Raw genomic sequence first — 13627 nt, forward strand, 5'->3', positions numbered from 1 at the left:
CAATCGACCGGGCAGCTTCGTCGACGAGAAGGAAACCAGTTTCTATTTCGTCAGCGACATTGGCGTCCACACCCGGGCGTACAAGGACAAGATGTTCGTGCACACCGCATCGCTGAAGACCGGAGATCCGATCAGCGGCGTTGAAATCAGCGTGCTCGACGCGAAAGGCGAAACGGTGGTCTCCGGCGTCGCCGATGAAAGCGGCAATGCGATGCTCGCCTATACCCTGAACGCGCGGCACGTGCTGGTCGCACAAGCAGGTCGCGATGTGTCGATGGTGCCGTTCAACCAGCCCGCCCTGGATCTTTCCGAATTCGCCGTGTCTGGCCGTCGCGAGGCCTGGTTCGATGTGTTCGCCTGGAGTGGCCGGGACCTCTATCGCCCCGGCGAAACCGTGCGCATGTCGGCACTGCTGCGGGACAACGACGGCAAGCTGATCAAGCCGCAGCCGCTGTTCGCATCGCTCAAACAACCTGACGGCCGTCTCTATGCAGAGGCCAGGCTCGATCCTGGCGAGCTCGGCTACTTCGAATGGTCACGCGAGATTCCGGCCGATGCACCCACTGGCCGCTGGCAAGTCGAATTCCGGCTGGATCCGGCCAGCAAGGAAGCAACCCAAAGCCTGACCCTGCGCATCGAGGAGTTCCTTCCCGAGCGGATGAAACTCGACATCGGCAGCAGTCAGGAACAGCTCGAATCAGGCGAAGCCCTGACAGTTGAAGTACAAGGCGACTATCTCTACGGCGCTCCGGCTGCCGGCAACCGTTTCACCGCGCGACTGACCCTCAGTGCCGACGTGCATCCGGTCGATGCGCACAAGGACTACTACTTTGGTGACCCGCTGATGGAGTTGCCGAAGGAGGCCAGGGATGTCATCGACGGCAAGCTCGACGACAAGGGACACCTGGCTGAGAGCATCACCCTGCTGGAAGACGCCAAGCCTGCACCCGTCGCTGCGGTACTGTCAGGCAGCCTTTACGAGACTGGCGGACGCACCGTGACCCGCACTCTCACGCGTACGGTCTGGCCGGCCGATGTGCTGGTTGGCATTCGCCCGTTGTTTGACGTCAAGGAAGGTGCAAGCGCCAATGCCAATGCCGGGTTCGAGCTGATCCGCAGCAACGCAGCTGGCGACCTGCTGGCGGGACAGAATCTGAAGCTCAAGCTGATTCGTGAGCGCCGTGACTACCACTGGGTCTGGGAAGCCGAAGGCGGCTGGCGTTTCAACTACACCGAACGCTACGAGAATGCCGAAACCCGCGAGATCAACATCGAGGCAGGCAAGGCAAGCCGCTTTGACGTACCGGTCGAATGGGGCGGCTATCGCATCGAGGTCGTCGATCCGGCCACCGGCTTGACCTTGCGGTTTCCGTTTACCGCCGGCTGGAGCTGGAACGATGACAATCGCGGAGGCGAAGCACGTCCGGACAAGGTCAAGCTGTCGCTGGACAAGAAAAGCTATCGTGCTGGCGACACGCTCAAGGTCACGTTGACGCCGCCGCATTCCGGACCGGGCGTACTCATCGTCGAGTCCGACACGATGCTGTACACGAGAAACATCGAAGCCAGGGCGGGCAGCGTGTTCGAAATTCCGGTTACCGAAGCCTGGGAACGCCACGACATCTATCTCACTGCCCTGGTCTTCCGTGGCGGCTCGGCTGCTGAACGCATCACACCTGCGCGTGCAATTGGCGAAGCTTTCATCCCCATGGATCGAAGCGCACGCAAGGTGGACGTACACATTGAGGCAACCGAACTGATGAAACCGGAAACAGAGCTCCCGGTCACCATCAAGGTGCCGAAGCTGGCCGGCAAGAAGGCGCAAGTCACGATATCGGCAGTCGATGTCGGCATCCTCAACATCACCCGTTTCGCCGTACCGGACGCAAACAGCTGGTTCTTCGCCCAGCGTCGCCTCGGCGTGGATGCCTATGACCTCTATGGACGCGTCATCGAGAGTTTCACCGGCAACATGGCCAAGCTGCGTTACGGAGGCGACATGGCACTGGATGCCCTGCCCCAGGCCCGACGACCGACGGCCAAGGTGCAAACCGTCGATCTTTTTGCCGGCCCGGTCGCGCTCGATGCGCAAGGCAATGCAACCGTAAGACTCATGGTTCCCGATTTCAACGGAACCCTGCGGGTCAGTGCGCTCGTCTTCAGCGACGAACAATTTGGCAACGCTGATTCCGAAACCATCGTTCGCGCCGATCTCGTCGCCGAGATCAGTACGCCGCGGGTCATGGCGCCTGGTGACAAGGCCATGCTCTCCCTCGACCTGCAGAATTTCTCGGGCGCCGAACGCGAATTCAGCGTGACGGTGGAAGCCGACAAGCCACTCGCAGTCAGCAAGGGAGCGCGCAAGCTGAAACTGGCGGACAGCGCCAAGACCACGCTGGAGTTCCAGCTCGACGCGCTGGAGGGATTCGGCGTCGGCAAGATCCGGGTCAATGCGGAAGCCACCGACAAGGTTGATGCTCCGATCAGGATAGAACGCGAATTCGAGATGGTCGTGCGCGCAGGCTGGCCAAGCGTGCTTCGTTCGGATGCGCGCTCGCTGGACACACTGGCGCCGATCACTCTTGGCAGTGCCACGATGGACGGCCTGATTCCCGATTCGGTAGTGGCGCGCCTGACCCTGAGCAGCCTGCCGCCGTTGCCGTTCAGCGCTGCGCTATCCAACTTGTTGCTCTACCCCTATGGCTGCGTCGAACAGACCACAAGCAAGGGCTTTGCCGCGTTGCTGCTCGACCAGGAAACAGCGGGCAAATTGAATGTCGACGGACTTGATCCAGACACGCGCAAGCAACGTGTCGAGGGGGCGATCGGAAGGATCGCTTCGATGCAGGCGGGTTCCGGCCTGTTCTCGATGTGGGGTGGCGACAGCAGCGTGAACACCTTCATTTCGCCCTATGTCACCGAGTTCCTGCTGGATGCCCGCGATGAGGGGTTTGTCGTTCCGGATGCCATGTTGCAGAAGGCTTTGCAGCGCCTGTCCGACGACCTGCTTTCGGGCGGCCATCCCTACTACAGCTACGACCATTCGGACCACATGCGCTTCGCCGACGAGGCGTGGTCAGCCTATGTCCTTGCACGAGTCAATCGCGCACCACTGGGAACCTTGCGTGCGCTGTTCGACAACGAACGGCAGAAATCGCTGACAGCCCTGCCGCTGGTACAACTCGGCATTGCACTGAACCTGATGGGCGATACAAAACGTGCCCAGCAGGCTATCGACCAGGCATTCTCGATGCAGGTCAAGCGGCCGCGCTGGCTGGGCGACTATGGATCGGACTTGCGCGATACGGCGCTCATGGTGGCACTGGTTGAACGCCACGGCCTGAGCAAGCCGGAGTATGTCGGGCGCGTGTTCGAAGTCGCGCGCGCGCTCAAGAGCGAGCAACGCGAAGCCGAACAATCCTCGACACGCTGGGGCGGCAGCTGGCGGCTCTATCTGAGCACGCAGGAACAAGTCGCCATTGGGCGCGTCGGCAAGATGCTTATCAAGAACGGCGAAGCCCTGGTCTCTGGTGAACTGAGCGTCGGCGACCACAAGACCATGATCGCGCCGGACAGGATCTGGTCGCGGGAATTCATGGCTGATGCCTTGCGCGCCGGCGTTCGCATGGTACCCAAAGGCGAGCCGCCGCTATTCCTGTCAACCGATGTAGTGGGCGTGCCGCGCACGGCACCGCCGGTCGAAGACAGCATGGTCGCGATACAGCGCAGCTATTTCACCCTGGATGGAAAGCCCTGGGTACCCGGCCCCCTCAAGGAAGGTGATGCATTGATCGTCGACATCAAGCTCGAAGCGCGAGAGTCCATGCCCGATGCGTTGCTGGTCGACCTTTTGCCGGGCGGTCTGGAGATCGAGAACTTCAACCTCACGGATTCGAAACAGTGGGCCGACGTCGTGGTGAACGGCATCACGCTGAGCGACCGAAGCAGTGCCGCCGACGTGCAGCATGAGGAGTTCCGCGATGATCGCTACGTCGCAGCACTCTCGCTGGGTCAGGGACAGGAAGCCCACGTGTTCTATCTGGTTCGAGCAGTATCACCGGGCACTTATGGCGTACCGCCGCCGCTGGTCGAAGACATGTATCGACCCGAGATCCGTGGCATCGGGCGCAGTGGAGTGAAGAGCATCGAGGTTGTGCAGCCTTGATGACATTGCTGCAGGGAATCTGATTCCTTCATCCAGGAAGCGGCTTCGTCCGCTTCCTGGCATATCCCCGAAGCAGATCGATGACTTCATTGGCCAACAAGAACATCGAGCCATCGAGCCAGGCACCGCGCCGACGATGGTGGAAGCCTGTGTTTGCAGCGCTGTTCATCCTGGTTGCCCTGGTCCTGATTCTTGATCGCCTGTTTCCTCTGCCCCTTCCCAATCCGGGCCAGGGCAGCACGGTGGTGGTTGCTCGCGATGGCTCGCCCTTGCGTGCGTTCGCGGATGCCGAAGGGATTTGGCGGTACCCGGTTTCCGTGGAGGAGGTTTCGCCGCTCTACCTTGAGGCACTTGTTGGCTACGAGGATCGCTGGTTCTGGCAGCATCCGGGCGTCAACCCCCTTGCCGCGTTGCGCGCACTGGGACAGATGATCTGGAATCGACGTGTGGTGTCGGGCGGCTCGACCCTGACCATGCAAGTCGCACGCATCCTCGAACCGCATTCGCGCAGTGTCGGTGGCAAGGTTCGGCAGAGCCTGCGTGCCCTGCAACTGGAAGCACATCTGTCGAAAACCGAGATCATGAACCTGTATCTCGACAATGCCCCGTTCGGGGGAACGCTGCAGGGTGTCGAAGCTGCGTCGTGGGCGTATCTCGGTCATTCCGCCAGTCGACTTTCCCATGCCGAAGCAGCCTTGCTCGCGGTACTCCCTCAAGCACCCAGCCGGTTGCGTCCGGATCGCGAACCGGATGCGGCCCGCGTTGCACGCGACAAGGTACTCGAGCGCATGGCCAGCCTCGACGTATGGACCGCTGCCGAGGTTCAGGATGCACGCATCGAACACGTGGTCGCCCGCAGCCTGAAGCCGGCGCTCAGTGCAGCCCTGCTCGCCCGCCGCCTGCATCAGGCCCAACCACAGGCCAGGCGCATCGAGACAACCATCGACATTGAACTGCAGCGAAGCGTCGAGGCGCGTGTGCGCAATTATCTTGCACGGCTTCCGGAGCGGACTTCAGCAGCACTGCTGGTTGTCGACAACGACGACCTCTCCGCGCGGGCGTATGTGGGTTCGGCAATGTTTGCCGACGAAGCGCGCCTCGGCCATGTCGACATGGTGCGCGCCTGGCGCTCTCCTGGCTCGACATTGAAGCCCTTCCTCTACGGCATGGCATTGGACGACGGCCTGATTCACTCGGAAAGCCTGCTCATCGACGCGCCACAGTCTTTCGGCAACTATCGCCCCGGCAATTTCGACTTGGCCTTCAACGGCCCGGTCGGCGCCGCTGAGGCCCTGCGCCTGTCGCTGAATATTCCGGCCGTGGACCTGCTTGATCGCGTCGGAGCATCACGATTCTCCGCACGTCTGGCCAACACCGGATTGCATTTGCAGCTTCCTCGTGGCGTGCAGCCGAATCTGTCGATCATCCTGGGAGGCACGGGCGCGCGCATGGAAGATCTGGCTGGCGCTTACGCCGCCTTCAACCGCAAGGGTATCGGTGGCACGGTCCGATATACGCAGGACGATCCAATGATTGAACGACGCGTACTTTCCGAGGGCGCAGCGTGGATCATTCGTGAAATCCTCGAAGCCAATCCGCGACCCGGCTATCGTGCCGACACGTTTGACAGCGGATCCCGTCCCCGGGTCGCCTGGAAGACAGGCACGAGCTATGGATTTCGTGACGCATGGGCGATTGGCGGAACGCGCCACTACACGGTCGCGGTCTGGATCGGACGTCCTGACGGCACGCCACTACCGGGTCAGTATGGCGCGGTAACCGCGTTGCCATTGTTGTTTCAGGTTGTCGACAGCCTGCCACGCCAGGCACTTTCTGCCGTGCCAGAAGCTGCACCCGGCAGCGTTGAGGAACGCGAGATCTGCTGGCCTCTTGGCCTGGCATACGACGAGGCAAATGCGGAACTTTGCCAGCAGAAGCACGATGCCTGGGTTCTTGATGGCGTCATTCCACCGACACTTCCCGAACGTGATGCGAAAAACTGGAGCGGCGGGGTCGTCAACGTGCGAACCGACGTCAGCAGCGGCTTGCGTCTCAGCCAGGGCTGTTCCGCCAGCGAAGTGGGCGAAATCAATATCCCGCGATGGCCATCGCTTGCCTATCCCTGGCTTTCGCGCAAACAGCGCCAGCGATCGAGCCTGCCGGCACTCGCGCCGCAATGTGCCGAGGATGGCCTCGAGACTCTCCAGAGCCTGCGCATTGATGGTATCGGCGACGGAAGCAGCGTTGCGCGGGCCCCGAACAGTGACAAGCCCGCCCTGGTCAGACTGCGCGCGCTCGGTTCGATTGGCGAAGTCGCCTGGCTCGTCAATGGACGCCTTCAGACTACGACCACGGGCTCGGAATCCTGGGAGCTGTCCTTCCCGGAAACAGGCGAGCAGACCATCACTGCAATGACCGATGGCGGACGCTGGGCGCAGGCAACGATCAACGTGCTGCGCTAGGACGAGATTCGCCAAGAGCACGGAATGCTGCCAAATTCCTCCATCCGCGCGAAATACGGCTGCGACTCCCTGAAACAACGAGATAGCGCTCGGCTTTCAAGGTGCGCGGAACGTGGCGAAGCGGTGAGCGTGCCGCTTTCCATTCCAACTGGCGGCTACTTGATCCTTGCCAAGGATCCCGCGCAGAGCAGCAATCGCTCGCATGCCCGCGTAGAATCTCCACAACTGATCCAGGAACTTCGACCCATGCCCTCTTTCGATATCGTATCCAAACTCGATTCGCATGAAATGACCAATGCAATCGACCAGGCCAATCGCGAACTGGAAAAGCGTTTCGATTTCAAGGGAAGTGGTGCGACGTTCGAATTGACCGATGGCGTCGTCGTGCTCAAGGCCGATGCGGAATTCCGACTCAAGCAGATGCAGGACATCCTGCTGCAGAGACTCACGGCACGCAGCATAGACGTGCGTTGCGTCGATATCGCCGAGCCCGAAGTCAATCTCGCCACGGCACGTCAGAACGTCACTCTCAAGCAAGGTATCGAGCAACCGCTGGCGAAGAAGATCATCAAGCTGATCAAGGACTCCGGCAGCAAGGTCCAGGCCCAGATCCAGGGGGATCAGTTGCGCGTCACCGGCAAAAAACGCGACGAACTGCAAACGGCGATCGCCCTGTTGCGAGCCAGCGACATCGAGATGCCACTGCAGTTCGAGAATTTCCGCGACTGAATCAGCGGCCCGGCGGTTGCATCCGGTGTACGACCAGGCGGGAAAGCAATGAACGCAGGGCTAGTGGCTTGAGTGGTTTGTGCAAGAGCACGCAGCCTTCCGCAGCGACAGTCTCGGCGACTGTCTTGCCATGGTCGGCAGTGATGATGACGCAGGGAATCACCTTGGCCCCGTGGCCGAGCGATTCCCGCAGCTCGAGTCCACTGACCTGATCGTCCAGGTGGTAGTCCAGCAGCAGGACATCCGCACCATGCTCGGAGAAAAGCCGCTGCGCCTGTTCGGGCGACTGAGCGGCATGCACCTGCAATTGCCAGCCGTTCAGGAGATCGCACATTGCCCGCAATACTGCGGAATCGTTGTCGACCACGAGAACGCGATGCCGCGGCAATGCCGGTTCAGGCTCGACCTCGTGCTGCAAGATCATCGGTCTGGGCTCGGACAACGGTACCTCGATCGCGAACAGGGTGCCGTGCCCGACGCGTGATTCGAGTCGCACGTCATGTTTGAGGAGACGCGCGATTCGATCCGCGATGGTGAGACCCAGACCCAGGCCCTCTCCGGAGTGACCGAGTCTGCGAAACTCCTCGAAAATCAGCTCACGATCAACATCGGCAATGCCCGGTCCGGTATCCCATACTTCGATTGAGAGGACATCGCGACGCCGCCTGCATCCCAGCAGGATGCGACCCGAGCGCGTGTGACTTACCGCGTTGGCGAGAAAGTTCTGGACGATTCGACGCAACAGCCGAGCATCGCTCCGCACCCAGGCGCGGCAAGGCACGAAGTCGAGAGTCAGGCCGCGATCGTGCGCCAGTACCCCGAATTCCGCAGCCAGTCCGCGCAACCACTCATCAACCGGAAACGCCTCGATGTTCACTTGCATCCGCCCGCCATCCAGACGCGAAATGTCGAGCAGGCTGGAGAGAAGGTTCTCTGCAGAAACAAGCGCTCCGAAAATGTTGTCCACGGACTCCCGATACTCGGCATGCTGCAGACGCTGTGACAAAGCGTGGGTAAACAAGTGCGCCGCGTTCAAGGGTTGCGCAAGATCATGGCTGACAGCTGCAAGAAATCGGGACTTGGCCCGGTTGGCTTTCTCTGCATCCTTTCTCGCCGAGTCGAGCTCGGACGTGCGCTGAACGACGCGCAATTCCAGCGTTTCGGCGATGCGCATCAGCTCCGCTTCATTCCTGCGGAAAGCGGTGACATCGGTAAATGTGGCAACAAAGCCGCCCCCGGGCATCGGATTGCCACGGATCTCGACCACGCGCTCGCCCTGCTCGCCTGGAAACTTTCGTTCGGCCACGTAGGGTGTTCCCGCGCGCATGTGCCTCAGGCGCTTGCCGACTTCATCGCCGACGCTTTCAGTATCGTCGCGATCACGTGCAATGTTCCACCGAACCAGATCAGCTACGGGCACGCCCACGCGCAGAAGCTCGGGTGGATAGCCAAACAATTCGGCATAAGGTTGGTTCCATGCCACCAGCCCGAGGTCCCTGTCGACGACGCTGATTCCCTGACTCATGTTTTCCAGTGCCGCTTCGAGCACGCGCTGGTTGAAGCGCAGATCCTGTGAAGTTTCCCCGACAATATCCGCAACGGTATCCAGTTCCACCGTTCGCTCGCGACGCGCAACCGTGAGTAGCAGCCTCGCCGAAGAAGCACCGATCACCGCCGCAAGTTCGTGCTCGACGGCTGCCACGAGCGCTTCTGAAGCGAAACCCGATGCGTCAGTGCTTTCGAACATCGCCTGTACCTGCTCCTCTGCGAGGAAGCGCAACGAGAGCGCACGCAGATTTTCCACGCCGACGCGTCCCCGCTGACTGGTGCGCGAGCTGTGCGCGAAGCGCGAGTTCGCGACCAGCATCACCACGGCAATATTGGCGGCCAGGCCAAGAACCACGGCACGAGCCAGACGACTCCAGTCGCCCAGTCCGAGCAGGCGATCCGGCGCCAGCCAGTCGATCCCGAAGAGCCCGGTGTTGACCCAGATCCATGAATCAGCCGCCAGTACCGGCAACATCAACGCGTACAACCAGACTATCGACCCGACGACGAGCCCCGCGCTGACCGCTCGAGCGCCCAGTTGCGGGCGGTACACCGCAATCAACACACCGGGTGCAATCGCAGACAGCGCGGAAAAGGAAATTGCCCCGATATCCGCAAGTGCGTCACTGGCCACCAATACACGACTGTAGACCCAGGCCAGCAGGACCACAGCGAGAATGACCAGTCGTCGCTGCAGCAGTACTTCAGCACGAAGATCGCCGACCACCGCGCGCCCCCAACCGGCACGAACGCGCAGCGGCGCTATCCAGTGATTGCCGATCATCAGGCTCAGGGCCAGAGTGGCCACGACGACCATGCTGGTCGCCGCACTGAGCCCGCCAAGGAATGCCATCAGCGCGAGAACGCCGTGTCCACTGGCCAGCGGAAGGGCCAGAACATAGAGATCCGACGGGACTCCCATCGGCCCGAGCATGGCATCACCAGCGCGAGCGAGTGGCAGGATCGGCAAGGCGATCAGCAACATGTAGATCGGAAATACCCAACGTGCGGTTCTTACATGTGTCGCATCACGACACTCGACCACACCAGCGTGGAACTGGTGCGGCAGGGTGAAGACCGCCAATGCGCCCAGCATGATCAGGGTCGTGAATCCGGAACTGCCATCCGAGGGGGTCGGCAACGATGCTGCACTTTCCGGCAACTCGATGCCGAACCAGACCAGCATGCCAAGCGCGAGCATCGCGGCCAGCTTGAACAGGGATTCAAATGCCATGGCCAGCACGAGGCCGCGGTTATGCGCTGTTGCGCTCGCATGCCGGGCACCAAACAGCATCGCGAAAACGGCCATCGCGAGTGCCACCCACAGCGCACTGTCCTGCCAGGCGGATGCGGCAAGATCCTGGCGCCGGACCAGCATGCCGTAACTCATCGCTACCGATTTCAGCTGCAACGCGATGTACGGCACGATACCGATCACGGCCACGGCGGTGACCAGAGCCGCCAACCCCGGGCTTCGACCGAGCCGGATGGCGACAAGATCGGCCAGGGAACTGATGTTGTTGGCGCGCGCGATCTCGACCAGCCGAATCAGCAGGCCGAATCCAAACACATAGATCAGGATCGTGCCGACAAACGTCGGTGGCAGCCACCAGCCAGAACGCGATGCCTGGGTGACCGTTCCGTAGAAGGTCCAGGACGTGCAATACACGGCGAGTGACAGAGCGTAGATGACCGACCAGTGGCGGGCGAAGATCTGCGGCCTGCGATCACCCAGCACGGCTGCACCAAACAACAGGCCCAGCCAGAGCAAACCGGCGGCGAGGATGATCAGATCAGGCAGCATGATCTACCGAGTCCATTCCTGTCGGTGCGGCATGCTGGCAAAGATATCTGGAAATACGGGTATCGCGCTTGAAGCCGCCGCTGGCGTGCCAGGCTTGCCATTCCGTGACAACGCCTGCGATTCCATCCGGAACAACCGTCAGGAAAACATCCGTATTCATCCGTCATCCTCGTCTTGGGTCGAAGATGCGGGGCCTACGGACAGCGCAGTTGCGCCACACGCCAGAAGCGGCTTCAGCCGCGATTCCTCATGGACGCACCAGAGCGCTGATTCGTCGCGTCCCGGCGCTACTCCAGCGGAACTCCGAGTGCCGCGGCCGCGTTCACAAGCCAGCGCAACTGCACGCCATTGCGTGTGTCGTACTGCGAACCTGTATATCCCCACCAGTCCCAGCATGCCTTTGGATTCAGCGGCGCGTAGCTTGCGCGGGTCTGAGGATATAGCACGACGAGCCGCCTGGCGTCGGCCCAGCGGTTGTAGCCGGCCTGCGAGACGAACGCCTCGCCGACATTGGCGGCATTCTGCTGGCAGCCATGAAACGCGACGTGCAGTCCACAGGTTTCGCCATCGGAGCAGGCCTTCGGGATATACACATATCCGGTATCTGCCAGCATCGCATCCTGCGCATCGGGCAGGTAGGCGCTCTGGTTGAACGTCCGCAATTCGCCAGTTGCCACTTCGCCGGCCACGGCCTCGCCAGCATCAAGTTGCGCCAGTAATTCGCCCGCACCGTCGAATCCGCAGGCGCCAATGTACGGGCTTTCACTTTCGTCACATGCCGAACCCGCCGCCAGCGTAGGAAACGTGTGCGCCATGGCTCGTTGCATGTCGGTCACGACGACGGCACCGCCAAGCAACCGGTAGAGCTCGCCACCGGCTGCACTGATGCCCGCTGAAACTGTTGCATCAAGCACGCCATGCATGACAAGGACCTTGTCACCGGCCAGTCCATCGAGTGATGCAATCAAGCCATCGTCAGCACGCGTCCTGGCAATGGATGCCAGATGCGCGATATCCGGCATGTTCTCCGGGTTCGGCCCGAGGCACTTTTTGAGTGCCGTATCGAGATTCCCTTCAGCGCAGGCGTACGGTCCACCCGCGAGAAGGGCGACCCCGGCGATATGGTCGGAGAAAGCCATATGTACCTGGGTCGCCATGTACGCCCCGGAGGAAAGTCCCGACACCGTCGTCCGCGACGCATCCAGCTTGAGTCGTGGCAGATCCGCTTCCGCCTGCCCCGAGGAGCAGGCGGTTGCAACCAGCAGCGTGCTCGCCATCAGGAGGGCGGTCGCAGCCGTTCTTCTACCGGTCAGAGCGAGCTTTTGTGCCTGGTTCACGATCAGAACGAGTAGCGGGCCGTCAACGTGTACTGTCTGGGTGCACCGTAGAAGCCGGTCAGCACGCCCAGGGCGGATTCAATGTTGTATCCGGTTGTCCGGTATTCCTTGTCCGTCAGGTTGCTGCCCTGCAGGGAAAACATCCAGTTCTTTCCGGTGCGCCAGATGACGCCCGCGTTGTACAAGCCGTAGCCTCCCTGGGTGATCGGGTCGGCCAGTCGCGTGACTTCTGTCGTGGCAATGACCTTGCTCTGATAGTTGTAGCCAACCCGGAACGCGAGATTGCCTTCGGCGCCCACCGGCATGTTGTATTCAACGTTGATCGCACCTGACTGCTCCGGCGCGTTGGTGAATTCCTGCTCGTTGGCGATGTTGATGTCGTTCCAGATGTATTCGCTGTAGCTGGTCTTCAGGTAGGCAAGGTAGCCGCTGACCAGCCATCCGGATGCCGGCATCCACTGGTATTCGAGCTCCACACCCTTGGCCGTACCCTGACCCGCGTTGGTGAAGTCACCGAAGAACGCATCATTGACCCCATCGCCATCACTGTCATAGGCAGTGAACACCGAAAGCTGGATGTCCTGGTAGTCGTTGTAGAAGATGGCCGTGTTGAGGAACAGGGTCTGGTTGAACAGCCCGAACTTTCCGCCAATCTCGTAGGCATCGACCTGCTCATCCTGGAAGGGCTCGGCGGATCGCGGCACTGCGACAGCCTGGGCCCGGATGTTGTAGCCACCCGACTTGAAACCTCGCGAGTAGGAGGCATAGACCATCGACTCTGGTGCGATATCGTAGTTGAGCGAGATCTTCGGCGAGGTATTCTTGAAATTGATCGTCTTGTCGAAGTCCGCCGCGATTGCAATCGGAGTGGTGTAGCTGCCGTCCGCATAGGCCTGGTTGAGCACGTCGGCGCGCTTGTCTTCGTCGGTATAACGCAAGCCTAGATCAAGGTTCCAGCGTTCGCCGAGGTCGAATGTCCAGTCGCCATAGACCGCGATGCTGTCGGTGTAGACCGTTCCCTGGGTATCACCGTACAGAAGACCGAAGAAGTTGTTCAGTACTTGCCCGCCGGCATCGCCATTGAAGCTGTAGATACCGAAAACACCGCGAGAGCTGCCACCAGCGTCGTAGTTGAACTGCAGCTCGTTGGTGGTCTGGCTGTCGCTGTAGAAGGCCTTGACGTCAGCTATGGTCGGCTGATTGACGTCGAAGTCGATATTGGTATCGGTGTCCGACGAACGATAGGCGAGGATGTACTTCATCGACCAGGCGTCATTGATCCACCAGTTCGCGGTAGCGGCGTATCCGTGCATGTCGGTGTTGTTGACGTTGGGCATGCCGTTGCGGACGTCATCGCGTGAATCAAGCGGCTCCACACCTGGAATGAAACGGTTGGGCGCGAGCATTTTTGCTCCGCGCACGCCGGACATGTCCTCCATCCAGTCGTAGTTGAATACTACGTCGAAGGACTCACTTGCGAAGATGCCGAAACTCACGCGAGCCGCGTTGACCTGCTTGTCACTGACGGGCTGGTTGGTAACGATATTTTCGCCGAACCCATCGTGGTTCAGCGTGGCAACGG

7 protein-coding genes are annotated in these 13627 nt (G+C 60.9%); 3 read left to right on the forward strand and 4 right to left on the reverse strand.

Features of this window, described 5'->3' with window-relative positions:
* From WBP53_RS08710 to WBP53_RS08720, 3 genes are all read left to right on the forward strand, one after another.
* Positions 1–4165: alpha-2-macroglobulin family protein (locus tag WBP53_RS08710; RefSeq protein ID WP_423927962.1), on the forward strand; the 4165-nt coding region annotated here is incomplete at its 5' end.
* A gap of 80 nt (positions 4166–4245) precedes the next feature.
* The gene (gene pbpC, locus WBP53_RS08715) at positions 4246–6627 is read left to right on the forward strand and encodes a penicillin-binding protein 1C (protein WP_423927964.1); all 2382 of its coding nucleotides are present in this window, start codon (positions 4246–4248) and stop codon (positions 6625–6627) included.
* Between the two features lie 246 nt (positions 6628–6873).
* Positions 6874–7356 carry a YajQ family cyclic di-GMP-binding protein gene (locus tag WBP53_RS08720; protein ID WP_423927966.1) on the forward strand — a complete coding sequence of 161 codons (483 nt, stop codon included), beginning with the start codon at positions 6874–6876 and terminating at the stop codon, positions 7354–7356.
* Position 7357: 1 nt separating this feature from the next.
* Here the strand turns inward: WBP53_RS08720 and WBP53_RS08725 are convergent, their stop codons facing one another.
* The 4 genes from WBP53_RS08725 to WBP53_RS08740 all read right to left on the reverse strand — a co-directional run.
* Positions 7358–10708, reverse strand: coding sequence for a hybrid sensor histidine kinase/response regulator (locus tag WBP53_RS08725; RefSeq protein WP_423927968.1), 3351 nt, complete (start codon positions 10706–10708; stop codon positions 7358–7360).
* Entirely contained in the window at positions 10698–10868 is a 171-nt protein-coding gene (locus WBP53_RS08730) for a hypothetical protein (RefSeq protein ID WP_423927970.1), read from the reverse strand. Before WBP53_RS08730 ends, WBP53_RS08725 begins: the two co-directional genes overlap by 11 nt.
* Positions 10869–10995: 127 nt before the next feature.
* The gene (locus tag WBP53_RS08735; RefSeq protein ID WP_423927972.1) at positions 10996–11985 is read right to left on the reverse strand and encodes an extracellular catalytic domain type 2 short-chain-length polyhydroxyalkanoate depolymerase; all 990 of its coding nucleotides are present in this window, start codon (positions 11983–11985) and stop codon (positions 10996–10998) included.
* A gap of 62 nt (positions 11986–12047) precedes the next feature.
* The coding region (locus WBP53_RS08740) for a TonB-dependent receptor (RefSeq protein ID WP_423927974.1) at positions 12048–13627 on the reverse strand (1580 nt) is incomplete at its 5' end.

It is taken from the genome of Dokdonella sp., assembly GCF_049593775.1.
Classification (GTDB): Bacteria; Pseudomonadota; Gammaproteobacteria; order Xanthomonadales; family Rhodanobacteraceae; genus Dokdonella.